This is a genomic window from Jiangella muralis, assembly GCF_001270745.1.
Lineage (GTDB): Bacteria > Actinomycetota > Actinomycetes > Jiangellales > Jiangellaceae > Jiangella > Jiangella muralis.
Genome location: NZ_KQ434753.1, coordinates 440,673 through 462,987, shown reverse-complemented (window position 1 = coordinate 462,987; position 22,315 = coordinate 440,673). Strand labels below are relative to the sequence as shown.

Here is a 22,315-nt window from a genome sequence, read left to right as displayed (position 1 = left end):
CCTGCTGCACATTGCAGACGGAGTATCTGGCCGGCTCTCACCGAGGCGTACCCGCCCGTCATGGGCGCGGGATCGGGGCGTCTGGGCGGCACTGATCGTTCACCCAGCTGCGCCGGAGTCTTTACAGCCCTACGGCGTACGGCTACCTTACGATGTACGACCACCTTACGTCGTAAGAATCCCAGGTCAGGAGAGTGCGATGAAGGCGTACGTCATGCGTTCGTACGGTTCCCCCGCCGACCTCGAGCTGGTGGACGTCCCGACCCCGGTCCCGGCCGGCGACGAGGTGCTGGTCCGGGTCCGGGCCACGTCGGCGCAGCCCTACGACTGGCACCACGTCCGCGGCGAGCCGCGGCTGTCCCGTCTCCTGCCGGGCACCCTCGGGCTGCGCCGGCCGGGCATCGAGATCCTCGGCGCGGACGTCGCGGGCGAGGTCGCCGCCGTCGGGCCGGCCGTCACCGGCCTCGCCCCGGGCGACGGTGTGTTCGCGCTGGTCGCGGGCGGCGGCTTCGGCGAGTACACGTGCGTGCTGGCGGCCGACCTCGCCCCGCTGCCGGGCTCGCTCTCGTTCGAGCAGGCGGCCGCGGTCCCGCTGGCGGCCATGACGGCGCTGCTGGCGGTCCGCGACGACGGCCGGGTGCGGGCCGGCCAGCGGGTGCTGGTCAACGGCGCGTCGGGCGGAGTCGGCACGTTCGCCGTCCAGCTGGCCGTCGCGATGGGCGCCGAGGTCACCGGCGTGTGCAGCGGTCGCAACGCGACCCTCGTCCGCGGCCTCGGCGCCGCCGAGGTCGTCGACTACACGGCCGCCGACGTCACCCGCGGCGAGCGCACGTTCGACGTCGTCGTCGACGCCGTGGGCGGGCACTCGGCGTGGGCGTTCCGGCGGATCCTCGCGCGCGATGGCACGCTGGTCATCGTCGGCGGGCCCGCCGGGCGCTTCGTGCAGCCGATCGGGCACGCGTTCGGCGCGCTCGCGCTGCATCCGTTCGTGTCGCAGCGGATGACGATGACCGACGTCGTCGGCCACCGGGACCGGCGGGCCGACCTGCTGGCGCTGACGGAGTACCTCGACGACGGCCGGGTGGTCCCCGTCATCGACCGCAGCTACCCGTTCGCCGAACTCCCCGACGCCCTGCGGTACTCCGAGCAGGGACGCGCCCGCGGCAAGGTGGTCGTCACGCTCTGAGGTGCTCGCGCGCCAGCACGACCAGCCCCTTGGGGTCGTCGGCGTAGAAGCGCAGTTCGGTGAAGGTCACCGGGCCGTCCAGCAACCGCACGGTCACCGGCTCGAACAGTACGAGGTGGACGTTGAGCTGGCTCGACACCGCCACCTGCAACACGTCGCCGTCGTCGCCGTCGGCCACCTGCACCGTCTTCGACTCCGGCAGCGTGCGCTTCTGGATGCGGATCGCGTCGATGTCGGACCAGCGCAGCGCGATGTCGACGGTGGACCCGTTGCGCACCCACAGGCCGGTCGGGCCGACGGCGTGCGGGTGCACCCGCAGCGCGGCGGCGTAGCCGAGCATCCAGATCAGTCCCCAGACGCCGATGACCAGCGCGATGATCTGCACGACCGGCCACGGGATGATGAAGTGGACGACCACCACCTCGATCGCCGAGCCGATGATGAACACCCAGAGGATCAGCGAGACCGGCTCGAGGTAGCCGAACGGCGTGGCGCCCGGCTCCGGCACCCGCGGGCGCCGGGCCAGCATGATGTAGAGGCTGCGCCACACGCCCGACTCGAAGGCGGCCGCCTTCTGGAAGAGGGTGGCACCGCCGGCGGGCTCGGTCGTCTCGGTCATCGCCCGGCCTCGTTCCCGGGGTTGGCGGCCGCGCGCGCGGCGTCGACGGTCAGGCCGTGCTCCTTCAGCCGCGCCAGCACATCGTCGAGCCCGTCGACCAGTGCCGTCACGCGGTCGTCGGGCATGCCGGCGAAGAGGATGCGGGCGAACTCCTGCTGGTCGCGCTCCATGGCGGCGGTCATGGCCGCGCCGCGCTCGGTGAAGGTGACCAGGGTGGCCCGCCGGTCGGTGGGGTGTGGCTCGCGCGTGACGAGGCCGGTGGCGACCAGCGCGTCGACCAGCCCGGTGATGTTGCGCGGGCTGACCCGCAGCGCGTCGGCGAGCACCCGCTGGGTCGACGGGCCGCGGTGATGCAGTTCCCAGAGCAGGTGCGCGCGGGCATCGGTGAGGCCCTGCGCGGACAACGTGCGGGTCATGTCGTCGCTGACGACGATCACCAGCTCGAGGATCCGGTCGAAGGCCACGGCGTGGTGCGGCGGGGTCGTCATGTCGTGATGCCCCTTCACTATGTTGGTGGTTCACAGGATAGCGCATGGGTGGAGCGTGACCAGAACGACCGAAAGTGGCGAGCGGAGAAAGGTGCGGGAAAGGATGTGACAGACATCACCGCGGTGGGTGGTTTAGCGGCCTCGGAAAGGGGTCCGGGCAAAGAAAGGGCCACCCTGCCAATTTGGGGGGCAAAACGGCAGGGCGGCTCTGAAACAACATTAACCCATCGACCCGTTTCGCGCATCTGGATCCAGAAAAACCTGCGGACACGTCCTCGACCAGCGGATCTTCCAGCCGGCGGCCGCGGCCGCCGGCTGGCGCCGGGCGGTCCGGGTCAGCTCCGGCGCAGGCGCGCGAACGCGGTGGCCAGCCGCGCGACTCCGTCCGCGACTGCGCGTTCGTTCAATGCGGAATAGCCGAAGATCAATCCACCCCGCGCGGCCGGAGAAAGGCGGTACGGCGTCACCCCATTCACGCGCACGCCCTGCCGGGCCGCGGCGGCCACCAGCGCCGCCTCGTCGACGCCGTCCGGCAGCCAGGCCACCAGGTGCAGCCCCGCCGAGATGCCCGCGGGCTCCAGCTCCGGCAACCGGGCGGCCAGCGCCGCCAGCAGCACGTCGCGGCGCTGCCGGTACACCGGACGCATGCGGCGCAGGTGCCGGTCGAACTCGCCGTACGCGAGGAAGTCGGCGAAGGCCAGTTGGTCGAGCACCGGCGAGCCACGGTCGGCCAGCAGCTTCGTCGTGGCGACGTCGTCGACCCAGGGTCGCGGCAGCACCAGCCAGCCCAGCCGCAGCCCCGGCGCCAGCGTCTTGCTGGCCGTACCGGAGTAGGCCACAAGGTCCGGCGCCAGCCCCTGCATCGCGCCCACCGGCAGGCGGTCGTAGCGGTACTCGGCGTCGTAGTCGTCCTCGATCACCAGCGCGCCCCGCTCGCCCGCCCACCGCAGCACCTCGGCCCGGCGCGGCGCGGACAGCATTGCGCCGGTCGGCCACTGGTGCGTCGGCGTCAGCACCAGCGCGCCGGCGTCGACACCGGCCAGGACGTCGGTGCGGATGCCGTCGTCGTCGACCGGCACCCCGACGACGTCCAGGCCCAGCGCACGGGCCACCGGCCGAAGGTCGTCGTCGGCGGACGGGTCCTCGACGGCGATGCGGCGCACACCGCGGGCGGCCAGCACCTGCGCCAGCAGCGCGATGCCCTGCGCGTACCCGTTGCTGACGACGATGGTGTCGGGGAAGGCCGCGGTGCCGCGGACCCGGTTGAGGTAGTCGGCCAGCGCCTCGTGCAGTTCCGGCACGCCACGCCCGGTCAGGTACCCGAACCGCTCGTTCGGCGCCTGCGCGTACGCCCGGCGGATCGAGCGCAGCCACGCGGCGCGCGGGAAGTTCGCGACGTCGTAACGGCCGTAGCCGAAGTCGACGGCCGGCGCGGGCGGGGCGGGCCGGGCCGACGGTGCGGGCTGGGCCGCCGGCGCGGCGGCGACCTCGGTGTACCCGCCGGTGCGGCTGGTGAGGTAGCCCTCGGCGACCAGCTGCTGGTACGCCTCGACGACGACACCGCGGGACACGCCCAGCTCACCGGCCAGGCGGCGGGTGGGCGGGAGGGTGGTGCCGCGCCGCAGCCGGCCGGACCGGACGCCGTCGCGCACGGCCGCGGCGAGCTGCCGGTGCAGTGGTTCGCCGCACTCGCGGTCGAGCGTGACCAGCAGGCTCTCGCGGGTGGAATTGGTCCGGGTTCCGGCCATGTCATTGGACCTTATCGCGTGGCCCGCCCGGCTGTGATGCTCGGCACATGACCACAGCACAGCTTCGCGAACGGCTCGGCGACCGCCTGGTTCTGCCGGGCGACGGGCACTACGACCGGATCCGCTCGGTCTGGAACGCCATGGTCGACCGCCGGCCGCGGATGATCGTCCGCTGCGCCGACGCCGATGAGGTCGCCGCCGCCGTCCGGCTCGGCCGTGAGTTGGGCCTGGAGATCGGCGTGCGCTGCGGCGGCCACAGTGTGCTGGGCATGTCGGTGCCCGAGGACGGCCTGATGATCGACCTCACGCCGATGGGCGCGGTCACCGTCGACCCGGCCACGCGGCGGGCCCGGGTCCAGGGCGGCGCGCTGCTCGGCGCGCTCGACGTCGAGGCGCAGCGACACGGCCTGGCCACCACCGCCGGCAACGTCTCGCATACCGGCGTCGGCGGGCTCACGCTCGGCGGCGGCATGGGTTGGCTGGCCCGTCAGTACGGCCTGAGCTGCGACAACGTCGTCTCCTACGAGCTGGTGACGGCCGACGGCGACCGGCTGCGGGTCACCCGCGACGAGCACCCGGAGCTGTTCTGGGCGCTGCGCGGCGGCGGCGGCAACTTCGGCATCGTCACGGAGTTCGAGTTCCAGCTGCACGCCACCGGGACCCGCGCCTACGTCGCCGAGCTGACCTACCCGCTGGAGCAGGCCGCCGCGGTGCTGCGCGGCTGGCGCGACCTCAGCGCCGACGCGCCCCGTCAGGCCACCTTCGCCGCGTCGATGGGCCGCGGGCTGGCCACCGTCGGGTACGTGTGGGCCGGGCCGACGGAGCGTGCGGCAGAGCTGCTGCCGCCGCTGCGCTCGCTCGGCGTGCCGGTGACGGAGAACGTCGGCGAACTGTCCTACGTCGAGCTGCAGACCCGCGAGGACTCCCCGGAGGGGCACGCGTACCGCCGCTACTGGAAGGGCCACTACGTGCGCGGCCTGACGGACGAGGCGATCGAGGCGATGGTCGAGCACGGTGACGCCGACATGGGGATCAGCCTGCAGGCCTACGGCGGCGCCATCGCCGACGTCCCCGACGACGACGCCGCGTTCAGCCAGCGCGACGCCGCCTTCGAGTACGTCGCCGCCGCCCGGTGGGACGACGCCGCCGAGGACGCCGGGCGCATCGCCGTCGCCCGCCGGACCGCCACCGCGCTCGAGCCGTTCTCCAGCGGCGCGTACGTCAACGCGCTCAGCGACGAGGGCGCCGCCGGCGTGCGCCGCGCGTACCGTCCGGCCAAGCTGGACGGCCTCACCGCCGTGAAGACGAGCTACGACCCCGAGAACGTCTTCCACCTCAACCACAACATCGTCCCGGCCGCACGCTAGCGTCCGGGGCCGGCGCCGGTCAGCCCGGACGGTGCCCGATGAACGGTCGCGCGGCGCGTCGTCCGGGCCGTCGCGGCGGGTCAGCACCAGCGGCTCGAACCCGGCGGCGGCCAGCAGCCGGTGCCACACGTCGCGGCCGAACAGGCCGGTCCGGTGCGTCTCGTGCACGGTCTCGGTGCTGCCGTCCGTCTCGCGCAGCAGCAGCACGTACTCCGTTCGCACCCAGGTGTCGTCCGGGTCCGGGTCCCAGGTCCAGCCGAGGAACCGCGCGCCGCGCCCGTCGTCGGCGTCGGCGCCGCCGTGCTCGGTGCGCTCCGCGAACGTCTCCGTCGTGTGGTCCGGCACGAACACCGCGGCGCCGCCCGGCCGGCAGTGCGCGAACGCCGTCTCGACCGTCGCGGCGAGATCCTCCTCGGCCAGCAGGTAGCCGATCGCGTCGTGCACGAACACCGCGTCGAACGCGCGGCTCAGCCGCAGGTCGCGCATGTCGCCCTCGACGTGCGCGCACTCCGGGTTCAGCGCGCGCGACACCGCCAGCATGCGCGGCGACAGGTCGGCCAGCGTCATCGTGAACCGGCGCTTCAGGTGGACGGCGTTGTGCCCGCCGCCGCTGCCCAGCTCGAGCACCTCGCGGACGTCGAGGTCGGCGGAATCGAGCGCGGACGCGACGACGGCGGCCTCGTCGGCGTAGTCGTCCGGCGGTGAGATCAGCGGCCACCACTCGGCGAGGTCACCGTAGAACCGGTACTCCTCCGTCATGCCCGCATCGTCGCATCAGACGGGGTCCCCGGACGTCGGCGGGCGCTTGCGGCGTGGCGCCGGCGGTGGCTCCGGCGGTTCGTCGACGGGTCGCTGCGTCGCCAGGAAGGCCTCGATCTCGGCGATGCCCTCGGCGGCCTCGCGGGCGATCTCGTCCTGGCGCCGGCGTGCGGGTGGCCCCGACTTCTGCCAGACGGCGGCCACGCCGGACCCGCCGTAGAACGCGGCGCCCACCACGGCGAACCCGCTGACGACGACCCACAGGACGTAGCGCAACCCGTCGAGCATCGCATGCACGAGGTGTGCCGACCCATAGCTCACGTTGCTCACCTCCGCGTCATTGCGGCTGCGGTACTCACCGTTCGACGTACCCAGAGTGACCGGCTCGTCACTTCAAGGGTACGCCGATTTATATAGCAGGAACAGGTGGAAGGCCAGCCCCTGGCGGCGTGTGCGCGACAATCGCCGGGTGAGCCGCGACCGCTTCATGCCGATCCATGATCCGCAACTCCTGGCCACCGGCGAGCGGGTGCTGGGTGCCGAGTTCCGGGCGATGAGCGAGCGGGTGCTGCGGGTCACCGAGCTGACCTCGCGCCTCAACGCTCTCCCGTTCGACGACGAGGCGGGCAAGGCGGCGCTGCTCGAGCAGATCCTTGGCCGCCCGCTGCCGGCGCGGGTCACCATCTATCCGCCGTTCTACACCGACCACGGCCTGCGCCTGGACCTCGCCGAGCGGGTCTTCGTCAACCAGGGCTGCACGTTCCTCGACTTCGCCGGCATCAGCCTGGGCGAGGGCGTGATGGTCGGCCCGAAGGCCACCTTCATCACGATGGGCCACCCGGTCGACCCCGGCGAGCGGCGCCAGTACCTCACCGGCGCGCCGATCGACGTGGCGCCGAACGTGTGGATCGGCGCCGGCGCGACCATCCTGCCCGGCGTCAGCATCGGCCGCGACGCGGTCGTCGCGGCCGGCGCGGTCGTGGCCGACGACGTGCCGGCGGCGAGTCTGGTCGCCGGGCCGAAGGGGACGGTGCGCCGCCGCTGGTGACACCGCGGTCAGAACAGCTTGTCGACCAGTTCGGTGAGGTGCAGCAGCAACGGCACGACCAGGGCCTGCTCGGCGGGGGAGAGGTTCTCCCACGCGCCGGCCAGGTGGCCCGCGACGACGGCGCGCTTGGCGGTGAGCAGGGCGTCGCCCCGCTCGGTCAGCTCCAGCACCCGCCGCCGGCCGTCGCCGTCGACCCTGCCGTACTGGACGAGGCCGTCGCGGACGAGGGCGCCGGCGCTGCGGGTGACCGTCGGCTGGCTGAGCCCGGTCAGCTCGGCGACCGCGCCCACGCCGTCGCGGCCGCACTCCTCGATCGCGTCGAGCAGCACCAGTTGCGGGACGGTGATGTCGTCGAACAGCGGCTGCAGCCGGCCGCGCGTGCGCCGCGACGCCGACAGGAACGCCATGAGCGCGTCGGCGAACTCGCGGGCCGGTTCGACGGCGCCGACGCTGCGGCCCAGTGCCCCGCTGGTGTGAACATGATCGTCCACCGCACCTCCCCCGTGTCCCTTGCTGCACCGAACCTACCCCTGGACGTAGCTCGCCCGGGCCACCGCCAGCGCGGTGGCCCGGGCGGCCGGGATGCGTCAGCGCCGCAGCGCGTACGCGTCCTGGATGGTCTGCTCCACGGTGTTGCCGTCGCCGTCCTCGGCCCGCACGCGCAGCGCGACGCTGCCGGAGGTGCGGTCCAGGCCCGGGTGGCGCAGGCTCAGGTCGAACGTGCCCGGCCCGGTGGGCTCGACGTCGACCGGCGCCCACTCCGCTCCGTCGTCATAGCTCGCCCAGGCGGTGAGCTCGGTGACCTCCAGTCCGTTGGTCCCGTCCTCGTAGTAGCCGGTGACGGCGATCGTGTGCGGCCGCCCCGCTCGTGCGGTGTTGTCCAGCGCGAGCCCGAACTCGTAGCTGAGGAAGATCAGCGGTTCCGCCTCGCACGGACCGCTCAGACCGAGCTCGGGGACCCAGTTGCCGAAGCAGATGGTGCCCGCCGGGGTGTCGTCCTCGGCCACGTGCGCCGAGACGAACTCCCAGGAGGTGTGGACGGTGCTGACACCCGTCCGCTGGTCCAGGGTCATCTGGTAGCGCTGCGGCTCCGGCGCCAGGTCGTAGGCGATCACGCGGCAGCCGGTGGCCAGGACCACCAGGGCCAGGAGTGCGGCGACGACGGCGCCGCGGCGGGTCGTGATCGTGCTCATCGGTCCTCCTCCGTGGCAGCGGCACCGATCGGCGGGATGGCGCCGCTCTCGCTGACCAGGCGCGGCTCGAGTTCGTCGCCGTCCTCGTCGTAGAGGCGCACCTCGCACTGGTACCTGGGCGGGCCGCTCGGCGGGTGCTCCGGGTCGTCGGGCCGGCAGATGTGCGGGCCCGGCACCAGCGCGCCGCCTTCGACCAGCCCGAGCATGGAGGCCTCGTGCTCGGCCGACGGGCCCAGGTACATGAACGGCAGGAACACGTCGCCCAGGCGGCAGCCGGCGCATGCGCTCAGCGCCGACGTCAGGCCGTCACCGGTCGGCCGGGTGGCCGGCCCCGGCACCAGCGGCCCGCTGTTCCACGCCACCTCGTACGGGCCCGCGGCGCCGAACACCTGCCGGGTGTCTTCCAGGTACAGCCCGCCGTCGGAGTTGTCGTCGTCCTGCAGTTCGATGGTGTGCACGATGCCCGGATCGGCCGGCCCGACCCGCACGGTCAGCCGCCTCGGTGCGGTGACGTAGGGCAGTTCGGCCTTATCGCGACCGACCCACCACAACAGTCGCCGGGTGGCGGTTCCGTCCGCGGCGTCGAGGTGGAGGTCATGGTGCACCACCGCCAATTCCTCGTCGGCCACCTCGTAGTCGAGGTCGGCGGGCACGGCACCGGTCTCGGTATGGGTGACGAGGGTCAGCGACGGCACGCTCGGGTCGCCGCCGAGGCGCACGCGCACCGGGCGCTGGTCCAGCTCGGCGGCCAGCGCCGCGCCGTCCGCCGGCGGCAGCGTCGCGACCGGCAGCGCCAGGGGCGTGGCGCCGAGCACGGGCCGCGCCAGGGGACCGGTCACCAGCACGCCGGCCGCGCCGGCCTGTGCCGCGGCGCTCACCCGGTCGGCGAGCCCGGACGCGCAGCCGGGGGTGCACAGGTCGTCCGGCGAGATCAGCACCAGTGCGCCGGCGACGTCGGCGCCGGCCTGCTCCTCGGGCGTGCCGCTGCCGGCATCGACGACCGGGAACGGGCGGACGGTGTCCAGCTTCGGCACCGTGATGTCGGCCGAGCGGTACCGCGGCCGCAGGGTCAGTGGCCGGGCGCCCAGCGTCTGCATGGACAGCAGCGGCGGCCCGAGCACCTGCTGCGACGTCAGCTCCAGCGTGCCCGCGTCCACCGGATCGGTCGGCGTCATCCAGAACGACGTGGCGCTGGTGGCGCCGGTGGCGCCGGGCAGTTCCGCCCTGAGACTCCAGGCGTCACCGGCACCGGTTCGCTCGTAGCGCAGCCACCTGCCGTAGGCCTCGGCCGGCTGGTCGGTGGACGCGCCGAGCCGAGCCGCTTCCGCCAGGTCGAACCGGACGGTGGTGTCGCCGTCCAGCTGTGCCTGCGGCTCGAGCGGCAGCCAGATGTTGCTTTCGCCGTTCGCGTCGTACCAGCCGATCTGGGTGGCGACGGTGTAGTCGCCGCGCGGTAGTTCGACGGTCGCCTTCGGCACGGCCGGCAGCCGTACGAGGTTGTCGGCGAAGTCGATCCAGCCGTCGTTGCGCACGACCAGCCAGCCGCCGAACGCCGCAGCGGTGCTCCCTTCGGGCAGGGTGGCGGAGACGGTCAGGTCGAACGTCTCCGGCTCGACGTACACGCCGGTCACGGTAGTGAGGCGCACCGAACCGGTCGCCGACGCGGCGGTGATCCGGCCCTGGTAGAGGCCGGCCGCGGAGCCGCCGGACGCGTCCACGACGATCTCGGCCGTGGCGGTGCCGCCGGCGGGGACCGTGAGCGAGCGCGGTCGCACCGCGATCAGCCCGTCCGGCGCCGGGGCGCCGCCCGCCGTCGTCAGGGTGGCGGTCAGGTCGAGCACCACCGGTGCGGTGCCGGTGTTGGTGTAGGCGACGCTGCGCGTCACCGGCGCCGTCTGCGGATACGGCAGGTGCCCGAACCAGAGCGGACCATCGGCGACCACACCCTGTGTGGTCGCGCGGGCGACGTCGAGGCGGCCGGCGCCCAGCTCGGGGACGGTGCCGCCGACGTCGGCGACCGTGCTGGTGAGTGCGGCCTTCAGCTGCGGCCCGGACCAGTCGGGGTGTTGCTGGGCCAGGATCGCGGCGGCGCCTGCCACGTGCGGGGTCGCCATGGAGGTGCCGCTCGCGGCGGTGTGCAGCTCGTCCAGCGGTTCGCCGAGCGACGTACCGGCCGCACGCGCCGCGACGATCTTCACGCCGGGTGCGGCGAGGTCCGGCTTCAGCCCGGCGTCGCCGACCCGCGGACCTCGGCTGGAGAACGACGCCAGGTCGTCCTGCTTGTCCACCGCGGCGACGGTGAGCGCGGCATCGGCGGCGCCGGGCGCCCCGACGGTGCCGGCCTCCGGGCCGCTGTTGCCCGCCGCGATGACGAACAGAGCGCCGGATTCGGCGCTGAGCTGGTTGACCGCCTGGCTCATCGGATCGGTGCCGTCCGTGGGATCGCCACCCAGGCTCATGCTGACGACGCGGGCGCCTTGCTCGACCGCCCACTCCATGCCCTCGATGATCCACGAGCTGGAACCGGACCCGGAATCGTTGAGCACCTTGCCCACCAACAGCCGGGCGCCCGGGGCGACGCCACGGTAGCGGCCGCCGATGCCGGCGACGGTGGAGGCGACGTGGGTGCCGTGGCCGTGGCCGTCGGCCACCTCCTGGTCGGGCACGAAGCTGCGGCTGTCCGCCACCTGGCCGACGAGGTCGGGGTGGCCGGCGTCGACGCCGGTGTCCAGGACCGCGACGGTGACACGGTCGCCGTCGTACCCGGCCTCCCACGCCTCCGGAGCCCCGACCTGCGGGACGCTCACGTCCAGCGACGCCTCGACCGGGCGATCCAGCCAGATGCGGGCGAGGCCGCGATCGAGCCGGGCCGCGGCGCTCGCCGCCGGCGCCGGGTCCACCGCCGCCCAGAACGTGGCGGCATCGGCGGCATCGACGTGCAGCCCGCTGCCGTTGATGCTCTCCAGCGACGGGCCGCGCTCGCCGCCGGGCAGGGCCTGCGCCGGTTGCCGGCGGGTGGCGTCGTACTGGACGATCAGCGGCAGGCCGGCCGCGCCGGTGATGCCGTCCTCGAGCAGTCCGCTGACATTGAACAGTTCGGGGTCCAGCCGGTCGGCGGCCAGCAGGCCGGAGGCGTCGGATGGCACGACGTAGACGTCGTCGTCGTGCCGGAAGGTCTGGAAGCCGATCGGCGCGCCGTGGGCGCGCGGCGCCGGTTCCACCCCGGCGACCTCTGGTGCTCCGTCAGCGGCCGGGATCACCTCGACCCGGTCGCCGGTGATCAGCGTGATCGTGACGGTCTCGCCGGGCATGGTGGGCAGGCTGACCGGTGCGCCGTCGAGCGGCGCGGCGGTCGCGGGGTCGTCCCCGCCGTGCGCCGTCGTGGCGGCCAGCAGACCGGCGACCGCGACGGCCGCCAGCGCGAAGCGCCGGAGTCGTGGGTGGGTTCGGATGGTGTGCGGGGTCATCGTCGCCTCTCCGGCCCGGTCAGAGCGGCTCGTAGCCGTCGGGATCGGGTCCAGGTTCGGGGGCTGGTGGAGCGGGGACCGCGGGAGCGGGATCCGCGGTCTCGTGATCCGGCGGCGGCCCGACGGTCTGCGGATCGCGCATGGGCTTCCTCCGGGTCGTGCGCAAAACGGGTGCACCGAGTGTCACGGCGCGGCGATCCGGTTGTAACCCGGCAAATGACTCAAAGAATGCGTGCGGACGCTCAGGCCGTGGTGTCGCCGGCCAGCCCGGCCTCGACCGCCGTGACCGCCAGCGCGGTGCGCGACGTCACGCCGAGCTTGCGCATGGCGGAGGCGAGCTGCGCGGCCACCGTCCTCGGTGAGCGGGACACGGTCTGTGCGATCTCCCGGTTGGTCCGTCCGGTGATGACCAGCCGGACCACCTCCAGCTCGCGGGGCGACAACTGGTCGCCGTAGCCGCGCCGGCCGCGGCGGGCGCCGGCCCCCGCGGGCGGTCGGATGCCGTGTGCGCGCAGCGTGCCCGCGACCCGGGTCGCGTCGGCACCGGCGCCGAGGTCGGTGAGTGCCTGCTGGATCCGGGCGAGCAGCGCGAGTCCGTCCTCGGACCGGCCGGCCGCGACGAGGTGGCCCGCCGCCCGCTCGCCGGCCAGCAGCGCCTCGTGCGGACGCGGCAGCCGGAACCAGCGGTCGGCGGCGTCGGTGAACGCGCGGGCGGCGGCGAGGTGGTCGCCGGAGGCCGCGGCCAGGCTCGCGCGGGCGGTCGTGAGGGCGGCCTGCGGTCCCGGCGCGTCCCGGCCGCTCAACCCGCGGCCGAAGTCGGCGACGAACGCCACGGCCGCGTCCCGCTCGCCGGCCGCCAGCAGAGCGTCCACCCGGACCGGGGCGATCTCGGTCGCCCAGATCCAGGTGCCGGAGGTCCGCACGGCCGTCGTCGGCCGCTCGGTCAGCTCGAGGGCGGCGGTGGCACGGCCGGTGGTGAGCTCCTGCCGGGCCAGGACAGCGGCCGGGATCAGCGGCAGGACGGCGATGCTGTCGGACCGGGTCCGCGCGAGCAGGCCACGCAGCTCGCGGCCGGCGCCTGGCCGGCCCGCCGCGACACCCAGCAGGGCCCCGACCAGCAGGGCGGCCGGGGTCGCGTCCGGTGCGGCGTCGTCGGCCAGCGCCGTCGCACGGCCGGCCAGCCCGGACCAGTCGCCGGTCAGCCATTCGGTCAGCACCAACAGCTCACCCGCCGTGGTGCTGAGCCGCGCGAAGCGGGCCGTCTCGGCCAGCTCCATCGCGTGGTCCAGGTGCCGCCGGGCGGTCGCGTAGCGCCCCCATAGCAGCGCGGCGTAGGTGATGTTCGCGTGGCCGCGCGCGAGCTGGCAGCGCCCTTCCGTCGTGGGCAGGTCCGTGGGCAGCCGCGCGGCGACGTCCCAGCCGTCCGGTTCGCCGAGGGCCAGCAACGCCGCGGCGCGGTCGACGGTCAACGCGAGCCGATCCAACTCTGCCGGGACCTCCCGCGCCGCCCGCTCCGCCCGGTGCAGCCACCGCAGGTGCTCCGCCGCCGGCCGCGGCTCCGGCAACGGGTAGCCGAGCAGGGTCATCGCGACGGCGGCCGCGCCCGGCCGGTGCGTCAGGCCCGGCACCGCCCGCTCCAGTTCGACCCGGGCCGGTTCGAACTCGCCCGACTGCAACAGCAACCGGCCCAGCGGGATCCGCAGCTCCGCCTGCGCCGTGGCGTCCAGCCCGCCGTGCTCGAGAACGTCCCGCAGAACATCGATGACCTGCGCGTGGGCCGCGTCGAGCGACTCGCGCCGGGAACTCGCGGCGGTGGCCAGCTTGGCGGCCAGCCGGGCGAGGTCCGGTGCCGGTAGCTCGCCGCCGGCCACGACGGGCTGCAGAACGGCGACGGCCGTCGTCTGGTCGTCGGAGGCGATCGCGGCGTCGGCGGCCCGCTCGGCGTAGCGGGTCCAGCGGGGCAGGTCGCCCGCGATGCGGAAGTGCCGGTTGAGCTGCATCACCGGCGGCGGGCGGAGCCGCTCGAGCGCCCGCCCGGCGCGCTCGTGCAGCCGCCGTCGCTCCGCCCCGGTGATCGCGTCGTACACGGCCCGGCCCACGAGGACGTGCCGGTACGCCGGCCGGCCGCGCCCGTCGTCGCCGAGCAGCCCGGACCGTGCGGCCTCGGCCAGCGCGGCCCGGGCCCGCGGCCTGGCCAGGCCGGCCGTCGCCGCGATGACGTCGTCGCCGGCCGGCTCGGCCAGGACGGCGGTGGCTTCGAGCACCGACCGGGCGTCGGCCCCGAGCCGCTGGACCCGTTCCAGCACCGAGTCACGCACCGTCGGCGGCACCGTCAGCTCGGTCAGGCTGCGCCGCACCCACTCGCCGTCGCGGCGGATCACGTCGTCGCGCTGACGCAGCAGCCGGACCGACTCCTCGACCGCCAGCGGCAGGCCGTCGGTGCGGTCGTGCAGGAACGCGGCGAACGCGGTGGACACCGGCTCGCCACCGAGCATCGACGAGATCAGGTCCGCCGTCGCGGCCACGTCCAGCAGCCCGAGTGTCAGCCGCGCGTGGGCCAGGCCGGACGGCGGCCGAGCGGTCAACCGCCGCAGCAGCGATGCCGCGCCCAGGTCGTCGGGCCGGTAGGTCAGGACGATCGCGAGGTCGTGGCCGGGCGGGTCGGCGAGCAGGAAGAGCAGGAACTCGACGGTGGCGTCGTCGGCCCAGTGGACGTCCTCCAGCACCAGCAGGTCCAGCGCGGAGCCGTCGACCAGCTCGGCCAGTGCCCGGAACATCCGGTGGCGGGACGCACCGGGGTCGGTGAGCGGCTCGGGCGCCGGCGGGAGCGCGCCGGCCCACTCCGGGAACAGCGGCCGCAACGCCCCGGCCAGCGGACTGAGCCGCCGTCCGCTCACCGGTTCAGGTGCGGCGCGCAAGGCATCGACGATCGGCCCGAGAGTCAGGGAGTCGCGGAACGGCGGACAGGCGGCGACGACGGTGCGCAGCCGGCGGCCCGCGCCGGAGGCGAGGAACTCCTGGACCAGCCGGCTCTTGCCCACCCCGGCCTCGCCCTCGACCAGCACCAGGGCCGGCCCGCCGGTGAGCGTCCGGGTCAGCAGGGCCGACTCGCGCTCGCGTCCGACCAGGGCGGGCACCGACACGAGCGCGGTGTCGTCGGGCTGGTCCACGATGCACCCCCTCGCCGCACCGGGGGCAGCGGTGCGTGACGACGTGTGACGCTGGTGGGTCACAGGAGCCTACCGAACCGGTCAACAGGCGCGGCTGCCGCTGCTCTAGGCTGGCTGATTGCCGACCTCGGCGGGGCGGACCGGCCGGCGACGACGTTCCTGCGGCGCGACGGGAGGTGTGGGTGGACCGCCAGCACGCGGTGCCGGGGACGGCGTTCGTCGGGCGCGAGCGCGAGCTGTCCGCACTCACGTCCGCGCTCGCCGCGCCGCGCGAGCCGGTGTTCGCGCTGGTCGAGGGCGAGGCCGGCATCGGCAAGACCCGCCTGGTGCAGGAAGCGTTGGGTTCGCTGGATCCCGCGACGACGCTGGTGGCGGCCTGCCCGCCGCTGGCCGAGCCGTTCCCGCTGGGGCCGCTGGTCGACGCGCTGCACCGGCTGCCGGTCGACGGGGTGCGGCTCAGCCCGCTGGCGGGGGCGCTGCGGCCGCTGTTCCCGGAGTGGGCCGAGCACCTGCCGCCCGCGCTGGAGCCGCTGGCGGACCCCAGCTCCACCCGGCACCGGCTGTTCCGTGCGCTGGCCGAGCTGGTCGAGCGGTCCGGCGTCGAAGTACTGGTGCTGGAGGACGCGCACTGGGCCGACGCCGCGACGCTGGAGTTCCTGCCGCTGCTGGTCGCGGCGACGGCGCACGACCTCAGCCTGGTCGTGACGTACCGCGGCACCGACGTCCCGGCCGCGTCGCCGCTGCTGCGGTTGACGGCGCGCCCGCCGGCCGGGCTGCGCCGCCTGGAGCTGGCGCTGGAGCCGCTGACGGTCGGCGAGACGACCGCGCTGGTCGCGTCGATGTTCGCCACCGACGACGTCTCGGCGGAGTTCGTCTCGTTCCTGCACCGCCGCACCGCGGGCGTGCCGCTGGCGCTGGAGGAGAGCCTGTCGCTGCTGCGTGAACGCGGCGACATCGTCCGCCGCGGCGGCGAGTGGTCCCGGCGCGCCGTCGACGACCTGCAGGTGCCGCCGACGGTGCGCGACTCGGTGCTGGAACGGGTCGACCGGCTGCCGCCGGCCGCGCGCCGAATCCTGGAGGCCGCGGCCGTCCTGGCCGAGCCGGCCGACGGCGTCCTGCTGGCGCGGGTCGCCGGCCTGGACGAGGACGACGCGCGGCCGGGGCTGGCCGCCGCGCTGACGTCGGGGCTGCTGCGTGAGGCGTCGCCGGGCCGGTTCGTCGGCCGGCACGTGCTGGCGTCGCGGGCGATGGAGGAGGCGCTGCCGGTGTCCGAGCGGCGGCTGCTGCACGGCCAGGCCGCCGCCGCGTTGCAGGAGCTGCCGACGCCGCCGGTGCTGCGGCTGAGCCGGCACTTCCGTGAGGCCGGCGACGTCGCCGCGTGGAGCCGGCACGCCGAGGCCGCCGCCGACGTCGCGCTGGAGGCCGGCGAGGACCGCGCCGCCGTCGTCCTACTGAACGACCTGCTCACTGCCGCCGCGCATCCGCCGGACCGGGAGGCCCGGCTGGCGCACAAGCTGGGCCAGGCCGCCACCTGGGGCGTCGCGGCGCTCGGCGAGCTGGCCGTGGTGGTCGCCACGACGCTGGCCGCCGCGCTGGACCGCCCGGAGTTGCCGGCCGACCGCCGCGGCGAGATCCGGCTGCTGCTCGGGCGGCTCTGGCTGCAGCTCGGCGACTTCGACACCGGCATCGAGCACGTCGAGACCGCCGCCGGCGAACTGGCCGGCCGCCCGGAGCTGGCCGTGCGGGCGATGATCTCGTTGTCGCATCCGCGCGGGCAGGTCTGGCCGGTCACCCGGCACCGCGACTGGCTGGACCGCGCGACGGCGCTGTTCCCGCAGGTCCCGGCGGAGGAGCAGACGTGGCTCGCGGTCGACCGTGCCAGCGCGCTGCTGATGATGGGCGAAGCGGCCGGCTGGGCCGCCGCCGAGGAGATCGACGCCGCCGCGGCGGACAGCCTGTTCGACCGCCGCCAGCTGGGCCGCTGCCGGATGAACGTCGGGCACACCGCGATCGGCTGGGGCCGCGACGCGGTCGCCGGGCGGCAGCTGGACGGCGCCGTCGACCTCCTTGCCGCGACCGGCTACCAGCGGCTGGTGAACTCGGCTCTGATCACCCGGGCCAACCTGGACTGGCACGGCGGCGCCTGGGACGGGCTGTCGGCGCGGGTCACCGAGCTGGCCGGGTCCGCCGACACGCTGCCGGAGGCGCTGCTCGAGGCGCGGATGATCCTCGGCCTGCTCGACCTCGCCGGCGGTCGCCGCGACGACGCCGCCGACCAGTTCCGGGTGGTCGTCGCCGAGGCGGTGCGGCGCGGGCTGGTCGACGTGCAAACGGGGCCGGCCGGTGCGCTGGGCCGGCTCCTCCTCGCCGACGACGCCGTCGCGGACGCGCTGCGGGTCACCGAGCCGGCGATGGCGATGGTCGTGCGCAAGGGGATCTGGCTGTGGGCCACCGAGCTGGCGCCGGCGCACGTCGACGCGCTGGTGCGGGCCGGGCGGGCGGACGACGCGCGCGAGCTGACCGACCTGTTCGCGGCCGGGCTGGGCGACCGCGCGGCGCCGGCCCCGCAGGCGGCGCTGCTGGTCTGCCGGGGCATCGTGGCCGGCTCCGGCGCCGCCGCCGCGGAGCTGTTCGGGGTGGCCGCCGCGGCGTGGGCCGCGCTGCCCCGTCCCTATCAGGAGCTGCTCGCGCTGGAGCGGCAGGCGCTGGTGCTGCTGCCGGGCGCCGCCGCGCTGGACCTGCTGGCGACGGTGCAGCTGCGGCTGCTCGACCTCGGCGCCCGCTGGGACGCCGACCGCGTCGCCCAGGTGCTGCGCGGCAACGGCGTCGAGGTCGCCCGGGCCTGGCGCGGCGGCCGGCGCGGCTACGGCGACCAGCTGTCGCCGCGCGAGGCCGAGGTCGCCGGGCTGGTCGCGCAGGGCCTCACCAACCGGCAGGTCGCCGAGGCGCTGTTCCTCTCGCCGCGCACCGTCGACCGCCACCTGAGCGCGGCCATGCGCAAGCTCGGCGTCGCGTCGCGGACGGCGCTCGCGGTCGCCGTCGCCGAGAAGAATGGGTGATCTCCCCACTCGCGAACGGCTGCGGAGTGTCCGACCGTGACCTCATGCACGTGAGCGACCCGCCCGACCCCGACGACACCGACGACGACGTGCCCGCCGACGAGCCGGAGCCCGCCGACGGCGAGCGCTGGGAACCGCTCTGACGGTTCCGCGCCGGACATAAATGGGTGATTCGCCCAATCGCAACGGACGGCGCGGTACGGAACGGTGGGCACACGGTGATCCCCCGCCGCGGATTACCCCGCCGCCCGCCAACCCCCGTCGGGCGGCGGGGCCGCGGCCCGAGGAGACGAGGTCCCATGCCCCGCACCATCCTGTCCTGGCGCCGCACTCGCGCCCGGTTGCTCGTCCCGGCCGTGGCCGCAGCCCTGCTGCTCGGCTCCGGTGCGACGGCGCCCGCCGCCGGGCCCGCGGGCGGCGCGGCAACGGCGACCCCCGCCACCGGCTCGGCCGCGACCGGGCACACGTACCAGCTGACGCTGCTCACCGGCGACGTCGTGACGTTGCACGTCGCGCCGGACGGACGGCAGGCGGCGTGGTCGGAGACGTCGCCCGGCGCCGAGCCGCCGGCGTTCGCCGAGCGCGACGGCCACGTGCTGGCGCTGCCGGACGAGGCGGTCCCGTACGTGCAGTCCGGCGTGCTGGACGAGCGGCTGTTCGACCTCACCTACCTGGCCGGCGCCGGCTACCACGACGCCGCCCGCACCGACCTGCCGCTGCTGGTGTCCGCGCCCGACGGCCCCGGGATACGCAGCGTGCCCGAGGCTCCCTCGGGCACCCGGGCCGAGCGGGAGCTGCCCAGCATCGGCGCGCTGTCGGTGTCGGCGGCGAAGGACGACGTGCGCTCGGTCTGGGACGACGTCGTGTCCGGCGCGGTCGGGCGGGTCTGGCTGAACGGCCGGGTCGAGGCGACGCTGGCCGAGTCGGTGCCGCAGATCGGCGCGCCGGAGGCGTGGGAGCAGGGGCTGGACGGAACCGGCAGCACCGTCGCCGTCCTCGACACCGGCTGGGACCCCACCCACCCGGACCTCGCCGGCCAGGTCACCGGCGCCAGCAACTTCACCGAGGACGCCGACCCCGAGGGCCAGATCGCGGTCGACGGCCAGGGTCACGGCACGCACGTCGCGGCGACGGTGGCCGGGACCGGCGCCGCGTCCGGCGGCACACATGTCGGCGTGGCGCCGGGCGCCGACCTGCTGATCGGCAAGGTGCTGGACAACACCGGCTCCGGTTACGAGGACTGGATCATCGCCGGCATGGAGTGGGCGGTCGCGCAGGGCGCCGACATCGTCAGCATGAGCCTGGGCACCGACGGCGCCAGCGACGGCACCGATCCGATGAGCCAGGCCGTCGACCGGCTCAGCGCCGAGTCGGACGCGCTGTTCGTCATCGCGGCCGGCAACGCGGGCCCGGGCGAGAGCACCGTCGGCTCGCCCGGCGCCGCGACGTCCGCGCTCACCGTCGGCGCCGTCGACAAGCAGGACCAGGCGGCGGGATTCTCGTCGCGGGGCCCGCGGCTCGGCGACGGCGCGGTCAAGCCCGAGGTGGTCGCGCCCGGCGTCGGCATCGTCGCGGCGCGGGCGGCCGGGACGGCGCTGGGCAACCTGCTGGACGGGCACTACACCTCGCTGAACGGCACCTCGATGGCGACGCCGCACGTCGCCGGCGCGGCCGCGATCCTGGCCCAGAGCCACCCGGACTGGACCGACGAGCAACTCAAGCAGCGGCTGATCACGTCGAGCACGCCGCTGGACGAGAGCCTGACGTTCCAGGGCGCCGGCCGGATCGACGTCGCCGCCGCGGTGAGCGAGTCCATCACCGTCGACCAGGGCGTCGTCGACTTCGGGCAGCTGGCGATGGACGCGCCGGTCGTCAGCCGCACGCTGACCTACCACAACCCGACCGACCGACGCGTCACGCTGCGCGTCAGCGCCGACGTCACCCGGCCGGGCGGGTCGGACCCGAGCCGGCCCGCCATGCGGGTGCGCAACCCCGTCCTCTCCATCCCGCCGGGCGGCAGCGCCAGCACCCGGGTCGAGGTGTCCGCCGAGGCCAGCACCGGCGGCACCTACACCGGCCGCATCGTCGCGCAGGACCCGCGCGACCGCGACAGCGCCGTCCACAGCGTCACGACGTTCACCATCGAGCGTCCGGTGCACACCGTCACGGTGAGCGCGGTGGACCGCAACGGCGCACCCGCCCACGGCCCGGTCGACCTCTGGAACATCGAGACCGGCGAGTGGAAGCGGGTGTTCACGCCACGGACCACGGGCACCGCCACCGTCGAGGTGCCCGAAGGCGACTACACCGTCGTCACCACCGTCGAGACCCCCGGCCCCGACCTCATCAAGACCAGCCTCGCACTCGCCGCCGAGCCCGACCTGCACATCGGCGCCGATGTGGCGCTGGCCTACGACGCGCGCGACGCCGAGCCGCTGGAGGTGGCGACGCCGCGCGAGGCCGGCGTGGACGGGTTCGACGTCGTCTGGGCGCGTCAGGCCGGCGAGCAGTCGATCCGTATGACCGCCGGACAGGGGTATCTCGGCACCGACCTGTACACGTTCGAGAGCGGGCCGGCCCGCACCGGCACGTTCGAGGTGTCGACGACGTGGCTGCTCACCCAGCCGGCGCTCGAGCTGAGCGCCGACGGCGAGCGGCTGCTGCCGGCGCCGGTCCCGGCCACCGCGCCGGCCGCCTACGCCGGCTCCGGCCCGCTGCCGGTGGTCGACGCCGGCACCGGCACCGCAGCTGAGTTCGCCGCCGTCGACGTTGCCGGGGCGATCGCGCTGGTCACCCGGCGGGGCGGCAGCGCGGCGATGCAGGAGCAGCTGCAGCTGGCCGCCACGGCCGGCGCGGCGTTCCTGCTGGTGGCCGACACCGGCCCCGGACCGTGGGCGCCGTCGTTCTGGAACGCGCCACTGCCCGCGTACGTCATCGAGCGGCCGGTGGGCGAGCAGCTGCGTGCCGCCATGGCGGCGACCCCGGGGCTGGAGCTCGACGTCACCGGCCGCCGCGACGCCGAGTACAGCTACCAGCTCGCGTTCGTCGAGGACGGAGTGCCCGACGGCGGCAGCTACGAGGTCGACCACGACGACCTCGCCACCGTCGAGTCCGAGTACCGGCAGGCGTCGGCGGAGATGGGCCGGCGCGAGGCGTGGGTCCCGGTCACCGGCACCGCCAGTCTCGGGTCGGCCATGGGCATCATGCGCAACGGGCCGGTGCACCGCACCGAGTACCTGAGCGCCGACGGCGTCGAGTGGCAGCGGTTCGCCCAGCCGCACCCGGAGTTCCTCAACGTGTACTGGACGTGGTCGGGCATCCGGCCGTACACCGCGGGCAGCAGCACCGAGCAGGTCTGGTGGGGCCCGCTCGTGGCGCCCGGCACGCCGGCGCTGACCGGGTCGGAGGAGTACGGCATGCCGGCCGCGCGGTTCCGCGACGCGATCCGGGTGTCGATGCCGCAGTACCTCTACGGCCCGTCGACGTACGGCTTCAACCAGCAGCAGTTCGGCGACGAGACGGAGCTGGTGCTGCGCCGCGACGGTGTCGAGGTCGGGCGGGCCGGCTGGTCGGAAGCGCAGTTCACCGTGCCCGGGGCGGCGGCGGACTTCGAGTTGTCACTGGAGACGACCGCCGGAGGGGGCAACTTCTCCGACCTGTGGACGCACACGCTGACGACGTGGGGTTTCCGGTCCGAGCGGCCGTCGGAACTGCGGGAGGTGCTGCCGCTGATCCAGCTGGACTACGGGCTGGAGGCGGGCCTGTACAACGAGGTCCCGGCCGGCGTGTCCTACCCGGTGGAGCTGCGTCCGTCCTACCCGGCGGGCGCCGATGGCCCGGGCGAGTTCACCGCGACCGCCGAGGTGTCCTTCGACGACGGCGCCAGCTGGCAGCCGGCCCCCGTGACCCCGTCGGGCGACGGGACGCTGGTGGCGACCGTCCCGGCCGCGGCCGGCGGCCTGGCGTCGCTGCGGGTGACCGTCGCCGACGCCGCCGGCAACACCGTCAGCCAGCAGATCGACCGCGGCTGGCGGGTCGACGCGGCCGGCTAGCCGTCACGACCGTGCCCGGCGATGGGGTGTCAGTTGTCCCTCCCAAGGCCCCCATCGCCGGGTACAGCAAGGGTGTGTCTCCCAGGTCTCGGCCGTAGCGAGCGGCGTCCAGGTGGATGCCTCGCAAGGCCGAGGAAGGAGACATAGCGGTGCCTATGG

14 protein-coding genes and 1 pseudogene are annotated in these 22,315 nt (G+C 74.8%); 6 read left to right on the top strand and 9 right to left on the bottom strand.

What is annotated here, in order from left to right; genetic code table 11:
* The first annotated feature begins 199 nt into the window (after positions 1–199).
* Positions 200–1,186: an NAD(P)-dependent alcohol dehydrogenase gene (locus tag ACW62_RS07815; protein ID WP_053203498.1), complete on the top strand. Its 987-nt coding sequence runs from the start codon at positions 200–202 to the stop codon at positions 1,184–1,186.
* On the opposite strand, the gene ACW62_RS07810 is transcribed toward ACW62_RS07815, so the two are convergent.
* The 3 genes from ACW62_RS07810 to pdxR form a co-directional block, all read right to left on the bottom strand.
* Positions 1,176–1,805: a hypothetical protein gene (locus ACW62_RS07810; protein ID WP_053203497.1), complete on the bottom strand. Its 630-nt coding sequence runs from the start codon at positions 1,803–1,805 to the stop codon at positions 1,176–1,178. The genes ACW62_RS07815 and ACW62_RS07810 overlap by 11 nt on opposite strands.
* Positions 1,802–2,293 (bottom strand): MarR family winged helix-turn-helix transcriptional regulator, encoded by a 492-nt coding sequence (locus ACW62_RS07805; protein WP_053203496.1) that lies wholly within the window; start codon positions 2,291–2,293, stop codon positions 1,802–1,804. The genes ACW62_RS07810 and ACW62_RS07805 overlap by 4 nt, the downstream gene beginning before the upstream one ends.
* A 335-nt stretch (positions 2,294–2,628) precedes the next feature.
* Positions 2,629–4,041 (bottom strand): MocR-like pyridoxine biosynthesis transcription factor PdxR, encoded by a 1,413-nt coding sequence (gene pdxR, locus ACW62_RS07800; RefSeq protein WP_053203495.1) that lies wholly within the window; start codon positions 4,039–4,041, stop codon positions 2,629–2,631.
* Positions 4,042–4,088: 47 nt separating this feature from the next.
* On the opposite strand from pdxR, the gene ACW62_RS07795 reads away from it, so the two are divergent.
* The gene (locus tag ACW62_RS07795; protein ID WP_053203494.1) at positions 4,089–5,408 is read left to right on the top strand and encodes an FAD-binding oxidoreductase; all 1,320 of its coding nucleotides are present in this window, start codon (positions 4,089–4,091) and stop codon (positions 5,406–5,408) included.
* Between the two features lie 153 nt (positions 5,409–5,561).
* On the opposite strand, the pseudogene ACW62_RS36480 reads toward ACW62_RS07795, so the two are convergent.
* Together ACW62_RS36480 and ACW62_RS07785 are read right to left on the bottom strand one after the other, a co-directional pair.
* Positions 5,562–6,167, bottom strand: a pseudogene (locus ACW62_RS36480) (class I SAM-dependent methyltransferase); the annotation flags it as partial.
* Positions 6,168–6,182: 15 nt separating this feature from the next.
* Positions 6,183–6,488: a hypothetical protein gene (locus tag ACW62_RS07785; RefSeq protein WP_157574503.1), complete on the bottom strand. Its 306-nt coding sequence runs from the start codon at positions 6,486–6,488 to the stop codon at positions 6,183–6,185.
* A gap of 148 nt (positions 6,489–6,636) precedes the next feature.
* Between ACW62_RS07785 and ACW62_RS36155 the strand changes: the two genes are divergently transcribed.
* Positions 6,637–7,215 (top strand): DapH/DapD/GlmU-related protein, encoded by a 579-nt coding sequence (locus ACW62_RS36155; RefSeq protein ID WP_276202938.1) that lies wholly within the window; start codon positions 6,637–6,639, stop codon positions 7,213–7,215.
* Positions 7,216–7,223: 8 nt separating this feature from the next.
* Here ACW62_RS36155 and ACW62_RS07775 read toward each other — a convergent pair whose 3' ends face one another.
* From ACW62_RS07775 to ACW62_RS07760, 4 genes are all read right to left on the bottom strand, one after another.
* Positions 7,224–7,706 (bottom strand): MarR family winged helix-turn-helix transcriptional regulator, encoded by a 483-nt coding sequence (locus ACW62_RS07775; RefSeq protein ID WP_053203491.1) that lies wholly within the window; start codon positions 7,704–7,706, stop codon positions 7,224–7,226.
* A gap of 96 nt (positions 7,707–7,802) precedes the next feature.
* On the bottom strand, positions 7,803–8,408 hold the full coding sequence (locus ACW62_RS07770) for a hypothetical protein (RefSeq protein WP_053203490.1): 606 nt from the start codon (positions 8,406–8,408) through the stop codon (positions 7,803–7,805).
* The gene (locus ACW62_RS07765; RefSeq protein ID WP_053203489.1) at positions 8,405–11,875 is read right to left on the bottom strand and encodes a S8 family serine peptidase; all 3,471 of its coding nucleotides are present in this window, start codon (positions 11,873–11,875) and stop codon (positions 8,405–8,407) included. The genes ACW62_RS07770 and ACW62_RS07765 overlap by 4 nt, the downstream gene beginning before the upstream one ends.
* Positions 11,876–12,117: 242 nt before the next feature.
* Positions 12,118–15,045, bottom strand: a complete 2,928-nt coding sequence (locus ACW62_RS07760; RefSeq protein WP_205629199.1) for a helix-turn-helix transcriptional regulator — start codon at positions 15,043–15,045, stop codon at positions 12,118–12,120.
* A 182-nt stretch (positions 15,046–15,227) separates the two neighbouring features.
* Here ACW62_RS07760 and ACW62_RS07755 point away from each other — a divergent pair, with 182 nt between their 5' ends.
* From ACW62_RS07755 to ACW62_RS07750, 3 genes are all read left to right on the top strand, one after another.
* The gene (locus ACW62_RS07755) at positions 15,228–18,104 is read left to right on the top strand and encodes an ATP-binding protein (protein WP_053203488.1); all 2,877 of its coding nucleotides are present in this window, start codon (positions 15,228–15,230) and stop codon (positions 18,102–18,104) included.
* Entirely contained in the window at positions 18,101–18,247 is a 147-nt protein-coding gene (locus ACW62_RS33870) for a hypothetical protein (RefSeq protein WP_157574501.1), read from the top strand. The genes ACW62_RS07755 and ACW62_RS33870 overlap by 4 nt, the downstream gene beginning before the upstream one ends.
* A gap of 156 nt (positions 18,248–18,403) precedes the next feature.
* Entirely contained in the window at positions 18,404–22,156 is a 3,753-nt protein-coding gene (locus ACW62_RS07750; protein WP_053203487.1) for a S8 family serine peptidase, read from the top strand.
* Positions 22,157–22,315: the final 159 nt, after the last annotated feature.

Excerpts from the sequence above, each read along its gene's own strand:
- ACW62_RS07815 (WP_053203498.1), top strand. The coding sequence starts at position 200 with ATGAAGGCGTACGTCATGCGTTCGTACGGTTCCCCCGCCGACCTCGAG.
- ACW62_RS07810 (WP_053203497.1), bottom strand. The coding sequence starts at position 1,805 with ATGACCGAGACGACCGAGCCCGCCGGCGGTGCCACCCTCTTCCAGAAG.
- ACW62_RS07805 (WP_053203496.1), bottom strand. The coding sequence starts at position 2,293 with ATGACGACCCCGCCGCACCACGCCGTGGCCTTCGACCGGATCCTCGAG.
- pdxR (WP_053203495.1), bottom strand. The coding sequence starts at position 4,041 with ATGGCCGGAACCCGGACCAATTCCACCCGCGAGAGCCTGCTGGTCACG.
- ACW62_RS07795 (WP_053203494.1), top strand. The coding sequence starts at position 4,089 with ATGACCACAGCACAGCTTCGCGAACGGCTCGGCGACCGCCTGGTTCTG.
- ACW62_RS07770 (WP_053203490.1), bottom strand. The coding sequence starts at position 8,408 with ATGAGCACGATCACGACCCGCCGCGGCGCCGTCGTCGCCGCACTCCTG.
- ACW62_RS07765 (WP_053203489.1), bottom strand. The coding sequence starts at position 11,875 with ATGACCCCGCACACCATCCGAACCCACCCACGACTCCGGCGCTTCGCG.
- ACW62_RS07750 (WP_053203487.1), top strand. The coding sequence starts at position 18,404 with ATGCCCCGCACCATCCTGTCCTGGCGCCGCACTCGCGCCCGGTTGCTC.